Annotated in this window: 12 protein-coding genes, 1 tRNA gene and 1 riboswitch; of the genes, 3 read left to right on the top strand and 10 right to left on the bottom strand. The window is 73.0% G+C overall.

Going from position 1 to position 15,202, the window contains the following annotated elements; all coding sequences use genetic code 11:
- Positions 1–157 precede the first annotated feature (157 nt).
- Positions 158–1,444 (top strand): hypothetical protein, encoded by a 1,287-nt coding sequence (locus tag OG556_RS22185; RefSeq protein WP_371518653.1) that lies wholly within the window; start codon positions 158–160, stop codon positions 1,442–1,444.
- A gap of 3 nt (positions 1,445–1,447) precedes the next feature.
- Here OG556_RS22185 and OG556_RS22180 read toward each other — a convergent pair whose 3' ends face one another.
- Together OG556_RS22180 and OG556_RS22175 are read right to left on the bottom strand one after the other, a co-directional pair.
- Positions 1,448–2,905, bottom strand: a complete 1,458-nt coding sequence (locus OG556_RS22180) for an MFS transporter (RefSeq protein WP_371518651.1) — start codon at positions 2,903–2,905, stop codon at positions 1,448–1,450.
- A gap of 106 nt (positions 2,906–3,011) precedes the next feature.
- The gene (locus tag OG556_RS22175; protein WP_350881126.1) at positions 3,012–3,326 is read right to left on the bottom strand and encodes an SMR family transporter; all 315 of its coding nucleotides are present in this window, start codon (positions 3,324–3,326) and stop codon (positions 3,012–3,014) included.
- A 43-nt stretch (positions 3,327–3,369) separates the two neighbouring features.
- Positions 3,370–3,436, bottom strand: a riboswitch (guanidine-III (ykkC-III) riboswitch).
- A gap of 85 nt (positions 3,437–3,521) precedes the next feature.
- Between OG556_RS22175 and OG556_RS22170 the strand changes: the two genes are divergently transcribed.
- Positions 3,522–3,593 (top strand) — tRNA-Cys (locus OG556_RS22170).
- Between the two features lie 96 nt (positions 3,594–3,689).
- Here the strand turns inward: OG556_RS22170 and OG556_RS22165 are convergent.
- The 6 genes from OG556_RS22165 to OG556_RS22140 all read right to left on the bottom strand — a co-directional run bounded on the left by OG556_RS22165 (position 3,690) and on the right by OG556_RS22140 (position 11,024).
- A complete protein-coding gene (locus tag OG556_RS22165; RefSeq protein ID WP_371518650.1) occupies positions 3,690–6,017 on the bottom strand; it encodes a xanthine dehydrogenase family protein molybdopterin-binding subunit in 2,328 nt (775 codons plus the stop codon).
- Positions 6,014–7,180: a 2Fe-2S iron-sulfur cluster-binding protein gene (locus OG556_RS22160; protein ID WP_371518648.1), complete on the bottom strand. Its 1,167-nt coding sequence runs from the start codon at positions 7,178–7,180 to the stop codon at positions 6,014–6,016. The genes OG556_RS22165 and OG556_RS22160 overlap by 4 nt, the downstream gene beginning before the upstream one ends.
- Positions 7,177–8,043 carry a xanthine dehydrogenase family protein subunit M gene (locus OG556_RS22155; RefSeq protein ID WP_371522814.1) on the bottom strand — a complete coding sequence of 289 codons (867 nt, stop codon included), beginning with the start codon at positions 8,041–8,043 and terminating at the stop codon, positions 7,177–7,179. Before OG556_RS22155 ends, OG556_RS22160 begins: the two co-directional genes overlap by 4 nt.
- Before the next feature lie 310 nt (positions 8,044–8,353).
- A complete protein-coding gene (locus OG556_RS22150) occupies positions 8,354–9,964 on the bottom strand; it encodes a beta-N-acetylhexosaminidase (RefSeq protein WP_371518647.1) in 1,611 nt (536 codons plus the stop codon).
- A gap of 129 nt (positions 9,965–10,093) precedes the next feature.
- Positions 10,094–10,378, bottom strand: coding sequence for a DUF3039 domain-containing protein (locus OG556_RS22145; RefSeq protein ID WP_371518646.1), 285 nt, complete (start codon positions 10,376–10,378; stop codon positions 10,094–10,096).
- Between the two features lie 61 nt (positions 10,379–10,439).
- A complete protein-coding gene (locus tag OG556_RS22140; protein WP_063349180.1) occupies positions 10,440–11,024 on the bottom strand; it encodes a YqgE/AlgH family protein in 585 nt (194 codons plus the stop codon).
- 298 nt (positions 11,025–11,322) lie between these two features.
- On the opposite strand from OG556_RS22140, the gene murA reads away from it, so the two are divergent.
- Complete coding sequence (murA, locus tag OG556_RS22135) at positions 11,323–12,663, top strand: UDP-N-acetylglucosamine 1-carboxyvinyltransferase (RefSeq protein WP_350881121.1); 1,341 nt, start codon at positions 11,323–11,325, stop codon at positions 12,661–12,663.
- 97 nt (positions 12,664–12,760) lie between these two features.
- On the opposite strand, the gene OG556_RS22130 is transcribed toward murA, so the two are convergent.
- Together OG556_RS22130 and OG556_RS22125 are read right to left on the bottom strand one after the other, a co-directional pair.
- Entirely contained in the window at positions 12,761–13,042 is a 282-nt protein-coding gene (locus OG556_RS22130; protein WP_030059737.1) for an HU family DNA-binding protein, read from the bottom strand.
- Between the two features lie 509 nt (positions 13,043–13,551).
- Complete coding sequence (locus OG556_RS22125) at positions 13,552–15,024, bottom strand: NAD-dependent malic enzyme (protein WP_371518644.1); 1,473 nt, start codon at positions 15,022–15,024, stop codon at positions 13,552–13,554.
- Between the last annotated feature and the right edge of the window lie 178 nt (positions 15,025–15,202).

The following is a 15,202-nucleotide window of genomic DNA, read 5'->3' as shown; positions in this document are numbered from 1 at the left end:
GGCAATCGGGCGATCGATGACGACTGCCAGTGGCGCCTGGCCGACCGATCGGGGTCAGCTGCCATGCTGACCCGGTCACGGGTTCTATCACCCCACTTGTCCGACCGGATTTCCGCACGCCTGTACGCCTGCCGAACGCCTCATGAACGGAGTGACCATGGCCGCTCTCTCCCGCCGCACCCTGCTGGCCGCCGGTGCGGCCTCCGCCGCCACCCTGGCGACCGGCTGCGGAAGCAACAGCGCCGACAAGCCGATGATCGGCTCGGCCGTCCCTCCCAGCGGCGCGGCCGTCGACCAGAGCGCCGGCCCCACGGACGTCGCCGAGCCGCAGGCCGTCCTGATCGGCGACGGCTCCACCTCCGACACCGGGGCCCAGCCCCACCAGCCCACCCCCGAGCGGCTCAAGGCCGGCGAACGGCCGCCGCAGTTCGTGGTCTTCTCCTGGGACGGCGCCGGCGAGCTCGACAACGGCCTGTTCGCCCGATTCCGTCGGCTGGCGCAGGAGCACAACGCCTCGATGACCTTCTTCCTCAGCGGCCTCTACCTGCTGCCCGAGTCCAAGAAGGACCTCTACCGCCCCCCGCAGCACAAGGTCGGCGCCTCCGAGATCGGCTACCTCACCGACCAGCACATCCACGACACCCTGGAGAACGTGCACGCGGCCTGGCTGGAGGGCCACGAGATCGGCACCCACTTCAACGGCCACTTCTGCGGCGCCACCGGCGTCGGCAAGTGGTCCCCGGAGGACTGGGACAGCGAGATCCAGCAGGCCATGGACTTCGTGACGAACTGGCGCACCAACACCGGCTTCACCGACCTGCCGGCGCTGCCCTTCGACTACCGCAGGGAGCTGGTCGGCAGCCGCACCCCCTGCCTGGAGGGCCAGCGCAACCTGCTGCCCACCGCGGTCAAGCGCGGCTGGCGCTACGACAGCAGCGGCAACGGCACCCAGGTGTGGCCGCAGAAGATCCAGGGCGGCGCGCTCTGGGACCTCCCGCTGCAGTCCATCCCCTTCCCCGGGCACACCTTCCAGGTGCTGTCGATGGACTACAACATCATGTACAACCAGTGCGGCCCCAACACCAAGGCCGACCCGGCGCTCTACCCGGGCTTCCAGGCCCAGGCCCGCGACGCCTACCTGCTGGGCTTCGACCGCACCTACAACGGCAACCGGGCGCCCTACGTCATCGGCAACCACTTCGAGGAGTGGAACGGCGGCATCTACATGAACGCCGTCGAGGACGTGCTCCGGACGATCGCGGACAAGCCGGAGGTCCGGCTGGTCTCGTTCCGCCAACTGGTGGACTGGCTGGACGCCCAGGACACTGCGGTGCTGCGCAAGCTCCAGGGCCTCGCCCCGGGCCAGGCGCCGACCGGCGGCTGGGAGGCCTTCCTCGGCACCCCCGGGGCACCGCCGGTGCCCTCCGCCGCCGCTGCCGGCTGACCCTCAGGACCTGACCCGGACCCGGCCGGCGAGCAGCGCCCCCAGCAGCGCCACGCCGGCCATGGCCAGCAGGATCACCGCGAACGCCGCGGGCGACCCGGTGGCCCCGGCCGAGGCGGTGGCCCCGGCGCCCTCGTGCGCGGCGGCGAGCGAGCCGCCGCCCAGCACCGCGAACATCACCCCCGCCAGGCCCGTCAGCAGGACGTTGCCCAGCGCGTCGCTCATCTGCAGGGCCGCCGAGTTCACCCCGGCGTCCTCCGGCGCGGAGAGCTTCATCATCAGCACGCTGACGCTCGCGACGGTCAGTCCCATCCCGATGCCGCCGACGCCCCAGGCCACCGCCGCCACCCAGGCCGGCACCGCCGGGACCAGCACCAGCGCGGCGCCCGCGATCGCCACCGCGGTCAGCACGAACCCGCCCCGGATCATCGCCTCGCGGTAGCGCTCGGCCCCCGGCCGCCCCTGCAGCCAGGAGCCCAGCGCCCAGGTGAGCCCGCCGCTGGTCAGGGTGAGCCCCGACATCGTCGGCGAGAGGCCGCGCTCGGTGGTCATCATCAGCGGGACGAAGGCCTCGGCCCCGAGGAACGCCCCGGCCGCCAGTCCGCGCAGCAGGATCACCGCCGGCAGCCCCCGCCCGGCCCGCAGCGTCCGCTGGGGCAGCAGCCCCAGGACGGCCGGCACCAGCAGCGCCGCCCCGACGACCCCGGGGAGCAGCCCGATCAGGTCGTGCCGCCCGCCCGCGTACTGCAGCAGGCCGGCACCGAGCGCCGCCATCGCGGCCAGCAGGGTGCGCCGGCGGTCGAACTCCGCGCCCCTGGCCACCGGGTGCTCCCGCTCGGAGCGGGCCAGCGCGGGGCCCATCACGGCCAGCGGCAGCAGGATCAGCACCGGCACGGCCAGGAACACCCAGCGCCAGCCGAGGTGCTGGGTGATCGCACCGGAGACCAGCGGCCCGACGATCGAGGGCAGCACCCAGGCCGAGGAGAAGGCCGCGAACACCGCCGGCCGCAGCCGCTCCGGGAAGGCCCGGCCGACCACCACGTACAGCGCGACGATCACCAGCCCGCCGCCCAGGCCCTGGATCGCCCGCCCGGCCACGAACACCCACATGCCCGGTGCCGTCCCGGCCACCACCAGGCCCACGCCGAACACCGCGATGCCGGTGAACAGCGGCTGCATCGGCCCGCGCCGGTCGCACCACTGCCCGGAGACGACCAGCGCGAACAGCGTGGTGGTGAAGTAGCCGGAGAAGGCGAAGGCGTACAGCCCGATGCCGTTCAGCTGGCGGGCCGCGGTCGGCATCGCGGTGTTGACGGCGGTCGCCTCGAAGGCGATCACCAGGACCACCGACACGATCCCCAGCGTCAGAGCGCGGTAGCGGCCGCTGAGGACCCCGCCACCGGGGTCGGGTTCGGAGGGTATCGAGGCGGAGTCGACCGAGGTGGGGGAGGCAGTGGTCATACGTAACATCGTAAGGGCCGTCTACCTTCATGACCCCTGACCCGAGTCGGTGATCAGCTAGTCCGCAGGGCTTAGGACCAGGGTCAGGGGGAAGCTCAGGCGGAGGTCAGTGGAGCACCTTCAGGCCGACCACGCCGGAGACGATGAGCAGCAGGCAGCCGATCCGGGCCGCCGTCACCGCGTCCCCCAGGACGGCCATGCCGTAGAGCGCGGTGCCGACCGCGCCGATACCGACCCAGACCGCGTAGCCGGTGCCGATCGGAATGGTGCGCATCGCGTACGCCAGCCCGCCCATGCTCAGCAGCAGGGCCACACCGAAGACGAGGCTGGGGGTGAGCCGGGAAAAGCCCTTGGACGACTCCAGGGCCACCGCCCACACGGTCTCCAGGACACCCGAGATGATCAGAACGAGCCATGCCATGACGGCCTACCTCCGCAGTCCACAGCGGCCGGATTGCCGCTGAACTGCGCCGTCTTGTCGTCACCGGGTACGACGCGCTCGTCCGGGGCGGCCGGGCGACCGGCCACCTGGTTCCGACCGTAGCACAAGCCGCCATACAGAATTTACATTCCGCCGTTGACGGCCCCCCACGCATTCCGCCACTATGAATTCACTGGCCGTGTGCCCGAGTGGCTTAGGGAACCGTCTGCAAAGCGGTGTACACGGGTTCGATTCCCGTCATGGCCTCGCCGGAAATGGAATTGCCGGTCGACATTCCGTCGACCGGCAATTCCTGTTTACGGTATTTCCGGGGCGGTCGACCGAAACCGCCGCCCCCGGCCGTCAGACCGCGACCGCGTCCTCCGGCCGGATCGGCAGCCGGCCGACCGGCAGGCCGGTGGCCGCCCGGACGGCGGCGGCCACGGCCGCCGGGGCGACCACCGCAGGGGCGGCGCTGACCGCCTTGGCCCCGAAGGTGGCGACCACGTCCCGCTCCTCCAGCAGGGCGGCGATCCGCACCTGCGGGGTGTCCAGCGCGGTGGGCAGCCGGTAGCCGGTGAGCGAGGGGTTCAGCAGCACGCCGCCCTCGGTGCGCAGGTCCTCCAGCAGCGCCAGGCCGACGCCCTGGGCCACGCCCGCCTCGATCCGGTCCTCGATCTGCCGCGGGTTCAGCGCCCGGCCGACGTCCTGGGCGACCGTCATCTCGACCACCCGGACGGCGCCCAGCTCGATGTCCACGTCCACCACCGCGCGCATCGCGCAGAACGCGATCGACACGAAGGCGTCGCCCTGCCCGGACTCGTCCAGCGGCTCGGTGGGGTGCGGGCGGCACTGGGCCGTCGCCCAGAGCTCCTTGCCCTCCAGCGCCTCGGCGACCGGCATGCCGAGCACCCCGTCGTACGAGGTGATCTTGCCGTCGGCGATCTGCAGCAGTTCCACCGACATCCCGAAGTTGGCGGCGATCGGCTGGAGCAGCTGGTGGCGGACCATCAGCGCGGCGCGCTCGACGGCGCCGCCGGAGACCCAGGTGTGCCGGCCGCGGGCGGAGGGACCGGCGATGGACTGGTCGCTGTCGGCCGGCGCGATGTACACCTCGCTGACGCCCAGCACGGTCTGCACGATCTGCCGGGCCAGCGTGGCGAAGCCCTGTCCGGAGTCGACGGCCGCGCAGATCACCGTGGCGTGGTCGCCGCTGACCCGCACGGTGGCGGTGGAGACCTCGTCCTCGCCCTCGGCGCCGAGCATGTGCACCATGCCGACGGCGTAGCCGATCCCGCGCCGCACCGCCGCCGGGTCGCCGGCGCCACCGGGCCCGCCCGGCAGCAGCCACTCGGCGTCCGGGTCGTCCACCGGCAGGGCCGGCAGCGGCTCGGCCGCGACGGCCTCCAGCAGCGCGCCGACCGGCGCCGGGCAGGTGACGGCCTGTCCGGTGGGCATCGGGTCGCCGGTGGACATCGCGTTGCGGCGGCGGATCTCCACCGGGTCCACGCCGATCCGGGCGGCCAGCTGGTCCAGCTGCGACTCGTAGGCGAAGCAGGCCTGCAACGCGCCCTCGCCGCGCATCCGCCCGGCCGGCGGGTTGTTGGTGCGCACCGCCCAGGCGTCCACGAAGACGTTCGGGCAGACGTACGGGCCGACCGAGAACGCGGTGGCGGCGGCCAGCGCCTCGGCGGAGACGTCCGCGTACGCGCCGCCGTCCAGCAGGATCTGCGCCTCGACCTTCACCAGGGTGCCCTCGGCGTCGGCGTGGTGGCGGTAGCGCAGCAGCGCGGGGTGGCGCGAGGGGTGGGTGTGGAAGGACTCCTCGCGGGTGAGGGTCATCTTCACCGGGCGGCCGGTGCGCAGCGCCAGCAGCGCCAGGGTGACCTGGAAGGAAAGGTCCTCGCGGTCGGTGGTGGCCCCGGGCACGCCGGTGACCACCAGCCGGACCCGGTCGGGCTCCAGGCCGAGGCAGGCGGCGGTGCGGTCGCGGTCGCCGTGCGGGTCGGTGGAGGACAGGTGCAGTTCGACGCCGCCGTCCGGGCGCGGCACGGCCAGCCCGGCCTCGGCGCCGAGCGGGGCCGGGTCCTGACGGCCGACCTGGTAGAGGCCCTCGATGATGATCTCGCCGGCCGCGTCCGGGTCCCCGGTGCGCAGCGGCAGGTGGCGGAACAGGTTGCCGTCCGGGTGCAGCGACGGGGCGGTGAAGGCCTGCTCGGGGTCGGTGACGGCCTCCAGCGGCTCGTAGTCGACCGCGATCAGACCGACCGCCAGCCGGGCGGTGTCCGGGTGGTCGGCGGCCACCGCGGCGATCGGCTCGCCGTGGTGGCGCACCACGCCCGCGGCCAGCACCGGCCGGTCGGCGACGATCGGCCCGGCCGGGGCGCCGTCCGGGCTTCCGTCCGGGCCGGGCGGCAGGTCGGCGGCGGTGACCACGGCGTGCACGCCGGGCAGCGCGAGCGCGGCCGCGGTGTCGATGCCCCTGATCCGGGCGTGCGGGTGCGGCGAGCGCAGCACCGCGCCCCAGAGCAGCCCCTCGGCCCACAGGTCGGCCGCGTACGGGTAGATGCCGAGCGCCTTGGGCAGCGCGTCGCTGCGCAGCGGTGAGCTGCCCAGGCCGAACGGCTCCGGTGCGCCGCCCTCGCCGCCGTCCTGCTGGAGTGCTGCGCCGATGTCGGTAGGCGACGTCATGATGCGTGGTCGTCCTCGGGGAGCCGGATGCCGTGGGCGGGGGTGGCGCCGTACGGGACGCCGGCCGGGGCGGTGCCGCCGGCCGGGGCGCCGTGCGGGGGCGTGGCGACGTACGGCGTGCCGTGCGGGGGCGTGCCGTCGAAGGCGGCCCCGGGCAGCGGTGTGCCGTGCGCGGGGGTGGGTTCGTAGACCGGGGCGTCGTACCCGGCGTCGTAGCCGTTCTGCTGCGGGTAGCCGCCGGGCACGTAGGTGCCGTGGGCGGGGGTGCCCTGGTACGGCTGCTCGGGGTAGCCCTGGGGCGGGTAGTACACCTGGTCGTCGGCGGTCTGGGCGGGGATGCCCTGGACCGGCGTCAGGACGGCGGTGTCGTACACGCCGGTGTCGTAGCCGCCCTGGCCGTCGCCGTACGGCTGGTCGGTGCCGGCCGGGGGCTGCTCGGCGGGCGGCTGCGGGACGTGCTCGATCCAGGCGTCGGCGTCGGCGTAGACCGGCGGTTCGGCGGCCGGCTCCGGTCCGGCGGCCGCTTCCCCGGCGGGCTGTTCGGCGGGCTGTCCCGCGGCCGGGGCGGCGGTCTGGGCGGCGGCCGGAGAGGCCGTCTCCTCCGCCTCCTCGACGTCCTCGGCGCGCGCGTCGGCGATGCTCTGGACGGCGGCCAGCACGCCGCGGTAGCCGGTGCAGCGGCAGAGGTTGCCGCAGAGCGCCTGGCGGGCCTCGACCTCGGTCGGGCGGTGGTTGCGCTGGAGCAGGTCGTGCACCGCCATCGCCATGCCGGGGGTGCAGTAGCCGCACTGCACCGCGCCGGACTCGGCCAGCGCCTGCTGGACGTCGCTCGCGCCGCCGGCGGCCGACAGGCCCTCGACGGTGTTGATCTCGCTGTCGGCGGCCAGCGCGGCGGGCACCAGGCAGCCGGCCACCAGCTGGCCGTCCACCTGCACCGAGCAGGCCCCGCACTCGCCCTGCTCGCAGCCGTCCTTGGCGCCGGCCAGGCCGAGCCGCTCGCGCAGCACGTAGAGCAGGCTCTCGCCGATCCAGGCGTCGGTGACGGGCCGTTCGAAACCGTTGACCCGCAAGGTGTAGGAGGCGCACGGGCGCAGCTCGCGGCTGACCTGCGGGGTGAGGCCGAGCGGGTCGGCGTCGAGGGTCTCGATGGGGTCTGTGGTCACTTCAGCGCCCTTCCCAGTGCCCGTCGGGCCAGCACCGATACGGTACGCCGCAGCCGGATGGCGGCCGCGCTCGGCCCCTCGGTCACGGCCTCCCAGGCGCCTTCGGCGCCGTAGCTGTCGGGGACGCAGGCGGTGGCCACGTACTCGCCGAAGGCGGCGGTCGCGGCCGGGTCGATCTCCCGGCTGCCGTCCCAGTCGATGCAGCCGGCGACCCAGGCCTCGGCCTCCAGCGGGCGCAGCGGCACCGGTGCGACGGCGCCGACCGCGCAGCGCACGGCGCGCCGGGCGGGGTCGAGGACCAGCGCGACGGAGGCGGTGGCGCGGGCCGGGCCGCTGCGGCCGGTGGCCTTGAGGAAGACCTGCGGGGCGTGCAGCAGCGGGACGCGCACCCAGGTGAGGAGTTCGCCGGGGCGCACCGGGTCGAGGCCGGTGAGCAGGTGACTGACCGGCACCTCGCGGCTGGCGCCGGCCCGGGCGAGGGTGACGCTGGCCTCCAGGGCGGTGAGCACCGGGAGGGTGTCGCCGGCCGGGGCGGCGGTGACGATGTTGCCGCCGAGGGTGCCGACGTTGCGGACCTGCGGCGGGCCTGCGGTGCGGGCGGCGTCCGCGAGCGCGGGGATGAGCGCGGCGAAGTCGGGGCGGTCCATCCGGGCGTGGGTGAGTCCGGCGCCGAGGACGGCGGTGCCGCCGTCCTCGTAGCGCCAGCCGCGCAGTTCGGTGATCCGGCCGAGGCCGACCAGGGCGGCGGGGCGTAGCCGTCCGGCGTTGACGGCTTCCATCAGGTCGGTGGCTCCGGCCACCGGTACCGCGGCCGGGGTGGCGGCCAGCGCGTCGACGGCCTCGTCGAGGGAGGCCGGCAGCATGATCGTCCGGTTCACCTGGGTCCCACCGTGCTCCACTTGCTCATCGATCGGCTGCCGCCCGCGGCCCTCGGCCGTGGTGTCCGCGTCAGCAGCCCGGCCTGGCCCGTAGGGTACGGGCGATCGGGCCGGGTTGGGCAACTCTGGCACACAATGCTCGATGATCATTTCGGGGCAGGTGAACGGGACTGCCCGATTGGGACGGATACCGGGCGGTATCTGCCCCGGCCCGAACCGGACCAGGGCAGATGTTCATCTGTTCTTGACGTCAGATGACCACTCAGAAGTTCCCGTCAGAGCGAGTCCATCGCGCTCAGCGCACCGGCGGCGGGCCCTCGATCGGCCGGCCGGCCACCCCGGGCCAGCGCTGCCAGGGGTGCGGGCCGTCCGCCGGGCGGTACTCCACGCCGAGCGCGTCCAGCACCTTCAGGTGCGTCTCCAGCCGGTGCTGGAAGCCGGCGTAGTCGCGCTCGGCCGGATCGGTGGGCAGGTCGGACCAGGCGACCTCGGCGAAGGCCACCAACCGGGGGAAGGCCCGGTAGTCGATGTCCCGGGCGCTGTCCATGAACTCGCTCCACAGGTTGGCCTGGGTGCCGATCACGTGCCGGGCGGCGGTCTCGTCCAGCTGCCCGGGCACCGGCTCGAAGCGGTACACGTCCTCCAGCGTGCGCACGAAACCGACCGGGATCGGCTCGTCCGGGCCGTCGGCCTGCCGGTGGTCGAAGTAGACGTGCTGCTCGGGGCACATCACCACGTCGTGCCCGGCCTTGGCCGCGGCGATCCCGCCGCCGAACCCGCGCCAGGAGGAGACGGCGGCGCCCGGGGCGAGCCCGCCCTCCAGGATCTCGTCCCAGCCGATCAGCCGGCGGCCGCGCTCGGCCAGCCAGCGGTCGAAGTGCCGGATCACGTGGCTCTGCAGCTCGTCCTCGTTGGCCAGGCCGAGCTCGCGGATCCGCGCCTGGGCGGCCGCGCTGTCCTTCCACTGCTCCTTGGGGCACTCGTCGCCGCCGAGGTGGATGAACTCGGACGGGAAGAGGTCCAGGATCTCCTCCAGCACGCCCTCGAAGAAGCGCAGGGTGTCCTCGGAGGCGTTGAGCACGTTGTGGCTGACGCCCCAGTCCGTCCAGACGCCGAGCGCCGCGGTGTCCACCACGTCGGTGTTGCCCAGCTCGGGGTAGGCCGCGACGGCGGCCTGGGTGTGCCCGGGCAGGTCCACCTCCGGGACGACGGTGACCCCGCGCGCGGCCGCGTAGGCGACGATCTCGCGCAGGTCGTCCTGGGTGTAGTAGCCGCCGTGCGGGCGGTCGTCGCGGCGCTGGCCGGCCCGGTAGCCGACCATCGAGCGGTCCCGCCAGGAGCCGCGCTCGGTCAGGCCGGGGTAGCGCTTGATCTCCACCCGCCAGCCCTGGTCGTCGGTCAGGTGCAGGTGCAGCACGTTCAGCTTGTGCGCGGCCAGCAGGTCGACGAAGCGCAGCACGTCCGACTTGGGCAGGAAGTGCCGGGCGACGTCGAGCAGCGCACCGCGCCAGCCGAACCGGGGGGCGTCCTCGATGTCCGCGCCGGGCAGCACCCAGCCGGTGCCGCGCAGCGGGGAACGGCGGAAGGCGTCCGGGCCGAGCAGCTGGCGCAGGGTCTGCGCGCCCCACAGCGCACCGGCCGGCCCGCCCGCGGCTATCAGGGCGTGGCCGGGGCGCACCGTGATCCGGTACGCCTCGGCGGCCAGCGCGTCGTCCTGGACGAGTTCGATGCCCGTGCCCGGCCGGCCCGGGCCGAGCGGCAGCCCGGTGGCCGCGGACAGCGCGGTGCGCAGCCACCGTTCGGCGTCGGCCAGCCCGGGCGGCGCGGTCAGCGTGGTGGCGTCGTCGAGGGGGAAGTCCTCGTCCGGGCGGCGGACGGCACTCGAAGGCACGGGAATGAGGTCCATTCCGACATCCTGCCCCCGCCCCGGACGACTGGCATAGACCACTTCGGAAACGCGGCACTATGCAAAACGGCGCTGTGCACAACCACACCGTGCGCTACGGCGCCGGGCACCGGCCCGCGGCGGTCGGTGCTACTTGCCGCCCTTGTTGTCGTCGCCGCCCTGCGGCTTGCCGATGCCGTCGTAGATCTCCTTGCACATCGGGCAGACCGGGTACTTCTTCGGGTCGCGCCCGGGCACCCAGACCTTGCCGCAGAGCGCCACCACGGGCGAGCCGGAGAGCGCGCTCTCCATGATCTTGTCCTTCTGGACGTAGTGCGCGAAGCGCTCGTGGTCGCCGTCCCCGTGGGACACCTGGGGGACGGGCTCGACCAGGGTGCCGGTGCCGAGGCCGCGCTCGGGCTCAAGAGTGCTCATAGGTGCCAAGTCTATGGGCGCCCCGCGAAACCCGGCCAGTATCGCGACGGCGGCCCGTACGTCAGTTCAGCGTCGGGTCGTCCGGATAGGTGGCGAGCAGCGCCAGCGGGCCGCGCTGGCGGCGCAGCACCGAGCGCCACAGCCGCTCCGGTTCCGGGCTGGAGATGTCCCCCGGTTCGCAGTCCACCAGGTACCAGGCGCCGCTCCCCAGCTCCGTCTCCAGCTGGCCCGGCGACCAGCCGGCGTACCCGGCGAAGATCCGCAGCGCGCCCAGCTCGCCGGCCAGCACCTCGGGCGGCGCCTCCAGGTCCACCAGGCCGATCGCGCCGTGCACCCGCCGCCAGCCGAGCGGCTCGCCGGTGCCCGGCTCCCCCGGCGCCACGGCGAGGCCGAGCGCCGAGTCCAGCGCCACCGGTCCGCCCTGGAACACCACGGCGGGCTGCCCGACCAGCCGCCCCCAGCCGTCCAGCACGCTGCCCACCTCGACCGGCGTCGGCCGGTTGAGGACCACGCCGAGCGCCCCCTCGACGTCGTGGTCGAGGAGCAGCACCACCGCCCGGGCGAAGTTCGGGTCGGTGAGCAGGGGCGTCGCGACGAGCAGACGGCCGGTGTGGGACCGTCCTGCGTGCGAGTGGGCCGCCGTCATGCCCACATGATCCCGCAGAACGGCCGGGGTCGGACACCTCAACGATCGAAACCCCGCCACGCCGGACAAACACCCGAACGGCCCCTCCGGCGGGCGGGAGCGAGCCCGGAGAGAGGACCATCACGGGAGAGGCTCACGGGAACCATCGGCACGCCCACTACCATCTACGGATGGTGGACGCCCTTTACGGTGCCGACTCGGTTTTGCCGGGGGCCCGAGCGCGCCCGTACCAACCGGTCCACCACCGGCTCTCTACCGGAGCCTTCCCACTCCTCTGGCACCCCGGATTGCGAGAACGATGACCGACGACGTCCTGCTGGTCCACGGCGGAAACCCGCTCGAAGGCGAGATCCGCGTCCGCGGTGCGAAGAACCTGGTGCCCAAGGCCATGGTCGCCGCCCTCCTCGGCCAGGGCCCCAGCAGACTGCGCAACGTCCCGGACATCCGCGACGTCAAGGTGGTCCGCGGACTGCTCCAGCTGCACGGGGTCACCGTGCGGACCGGCGACGAGGACGGCGAGCTGATCCTCGACCCGTCGCACGTGGAGAGTGCGAACGTCGCCGACATCGACGCGCACGCCGGCTCCTCGCGGATCCCGATCCTGTTCTGCGGCCCGCTGCTGCACCGCCTCGGCCACGCCTTCATCCCGGGCCTGGGCGGCTGCGACATCGGCGGCCGCCCGGTCGACTTCCACTTCGAGGTGCTGCGCCAGTTCGGCGCCACCATCGAGAAGCACCCGCAGGGCACCTACCTGGTCGCCCAGCAGCGCCTGCGCGGCACCAAGATCGAGCTGCCCTACCCCTCGGTCGGCGCGACCGAGCAGGTGCTGCTCACCGCCGTCCTCGCCGAGGGCGTCACCGAGCTGCGCAACGCGGCCATCGAGCCGGAGATCGTCGACCTGATCTGCGTGCTGCAGAAGATGGGCGCGATCATCACCCTGGGCACCGACCGGACCATCCTGATCACCGGCGTCGACGAGCTGGGCGGCTACACCCACCGCGCGCTGCCGGACCGCCTGGAGGCCGCTTCCTGGGCCTGCGCGGCGCTGGCCACCAAGGGCGACATCTACGTCCGCGGCGCCCGCCAGCTGGAGATGATGACCTTCCTGAACACCTTCCGGAAGGTCGGCGGCGCCTTCGAGGTGGAGGACGAGGGCATCCGCTTCTGGCACCCGGGCGGCGAGCTCAAGGCGATCGCCCTGGAGACCGACGTGCACCCGGGCTTCCAGACCGACTGGCAGCAGCCGCTGGTCGTCGCCCTGACCCAGGCCACCGGCCTGTCCATCGTCCACGAGACGGTGTACGAGTCGCGGCTCGGATTCACCGGCGCGCTCAACCAGATGGGTGCACACATCCAGCTGTACCGCGAGTGCCTGGGCGCCACCCCGTGCCGCTTCGGCGCGCGCAACTTCCTGCACTCGGCGGTCGTCTCCGGCCCGTCCAAGCTGATGGGCGCCGAGCTGGTCATCCCCGACCTGCGCGGCGGCTTCTCGTACCTGATCGCGGCGCTGGCGGCCGAGGGCACCTCGACCGTGCACGGCATCGACCTGATCAACCGCGGCTACGAGAACTTCATGGACAAGCTGCGCGACCTGGGCGCCCACGTCGAGCTGCCGTCCGAGCAGCTGGTCGACGCCTGACCCGCAGGGCCTACGGGCCTGCGGGCCCGTAGGCCCACGACGAGAGGCCGGGCTCCCCAACAGGGGAGCCCGGCCTCTCGGGCGTTCAAGGGGTGGTTCAGGCGCCCTTGGCGGCTTCCTTCAGCTTGGAGCCGGCGCTCACCTTGGCGCTGTAGCCGGCCGCGATCTGGATCGGCTCACCGGTCTGCGGGTTGCGGGCGGTGCGGGCGGCGCGGTGGGTGCGCTCGAAGGTCAGGAAACCGGGGATGGTGACCTTCTCGTCGCCCTTGGCGACGACCTCGCCGACGATCTCGGCGAAGGCGGCCAGAACGGCGTCGGCGTCCTTGCGGGTCACCTCGGCGCGCTCGGACAGCGCGGCCACCAGCTCACTGCGGTTCATGTGTACTCCTGTGGTCTGTTCGCTTGCGGTGTGCGGGGGCCCATCGGTACTCCCACCGGGGGGCACCCGGATAGGCCGCAGGTCCGCACACTGTGCTCATGCAGGCAATGCGTGGTCGCAGGCCGGGTCCGTACCCGATGCCGCGCGCCGGTGCCGTCGAAGGCCCGTCCGCCTGCCTGGATACGAATCCTGCCCCGACCGGCCCCGAGAAAGCCAATCGGGCCCCGGCCACGACACCCGAACGAACCCCACCCGTTGGAGGTGTGACGCTCCGTCGGCTCCGGCGGACCGGGCCCGGGCGGCGGTCGGGACGACGCGCCGGAAGACCAGGGGGACGTTCCGTACTTGTCGGACACGCCTGCCCCGTGCAGGGCTACCGTACGCCCTAGGCACGACAAGCCCAAACACGCCCCTCGCCCTTGTGTCGCAAGGGTTCGGGGCGGGCTCGGGCGGGTAAGGCCGCTATTCGGACATTTGACCGATCAGCGACACGTCGGTCGCCTCGCCGGTCAGAGCTTGACGGTGGGGAACGAGGAGGCGTCGAGGGTGCCGACGATGCCCGGGGTCGGACGGGCCGGCTCCGTGCTCTCCTGGACGCCCGCCAGCGCCGCCTCGCGCACCGCCGAGGCGACCGTCTTGGCGACGTCCTTGTGGAAGACGCTCGGGATGATGTAGTTGGCGTTCAGCTCGTCGTCGGCGACGGTGGTGGCCAGCGCCCGGGCGGCGGCGATCATCATCTCGGTGTTGACGGTGCGGCTCTGGGCGTCCAGGAGGCCGCGGAAGACACCCGGGAAGACCAGCACGTTGTTGATCTGGTTGGGGAAGTCGCTGCGGCCGGTGGCGACCACGGCGGCGGTCTGCCGGGCGATGGCCGGGTCGACCTCCGGGTCCGGGTTGGCCAGCGCGAAGACGATCGAGTCCTCGGCCATGGTGGCCAGGTCGTCGCCGTCCAGGACGTTCGGGGCCGAGACGCCGATGAAGACGTCGGCGTCCGCCACGGCCTCCTTGAGGCTGCCGGTGCGGCCCGAGCGGTTGGTGTGCTCGGCGATCCAGCGCAGGCTGTCGTTGAGGTCCTCCCGGCCCTGGTGGACCACACCGTGCACGTCCGCCACGGTGGCGTGCTCGACGCCGGCCGCCAGCAGCAGCTTGAGGATCGCGGTACCGGCGGCGCCGGCGCCCGACATCACCACCCGGATGTCGCTGATCTCCTTGCCGACCACCTTCAGCGCGTTGGTGAGGGCGGCCAGCACCACGATCGCGGTGCCGTGCTGGTCGTCGTGGAAGACCGGGATGTCCAGGGCCTCGCGCAGCCGGGCCTCGATCTCGAAGCAGCGCGGCGCGGAGATGTCCTCCAGGTTGATGCCCGCGAAGCCGGGGGCGATCGCCTTGACGATGGCCACGATCTCGTCGGTGTCCTGGGTGTCCAGGCAGAGCGGCCAGGCGTCGATCCCGGCGAAGCGCTTGAACAGGGCCGCCTTGCCCTCCATGACCGGCAGCGCGGCGGCCGGGCCGATGTTGCCCAGGCCCAGCACCGCCGAGCCGTCGGTGACCACGGCGACGCTGTTGCGCTTGATGGTGAGGCGGCGGGCGTCCTCGGGGTTCTCGGCGATCGCCATGCAGACCCGCGCGACACCCGGGGTGTAGATCATGCTGAGGTCGTCACGGTTGCGGATCGGGAGCTTGGACGACATCTCGATCTTGCCGCCGAGGTGCATCAGGAAGGTGCGGTCCGAGACCTTGCCGATCGACACGCCGTCGATCGCCCGCAGCTTCTCGACGATCTCCTCGCCGTGCGCGACCGAGGAGGCCGCCACCGTGACGTCGATCCGCAGCGCCTCCAGGCCGGAGGCGGTGACGTCGAGACCGGTCACCGAACCGCCGGAGGACTCCACGGCCGTGGTGATCGCACTGACGGCGTTGCCCCGGGCCGGGACCTCCAGCCGCACCGTGATCGAGTTGGAGACACTGGGCACCGTCGCCATCGACGCTTCCTTCTTCCGTCCGTGCGGCAGGTTCAACATTTTGTTGAAGGCATCGCCTGCGCATGCTAGACCTCGATCGTCGCACCTTCCAAGGGGTAGCCAGAAATAACGTTCATTGAGTGTGCGGACCCGACAACTTCTTGCCTCTCCGGGCCGATGCGTTACATTGGACGGGACA

The sequence above is a fragment of the Kitasatospora sp. NBC_01300 genome, from assembly GCF_041435235.1.
GTDB lineage: Bacteria > Actinomycetota > Actinomycetes > Streptomycetales > Streptomycetaceae > Kitasatospora.
This window is presented reverse-complemented; position numbering and strand designations above follow the sequence as displayed.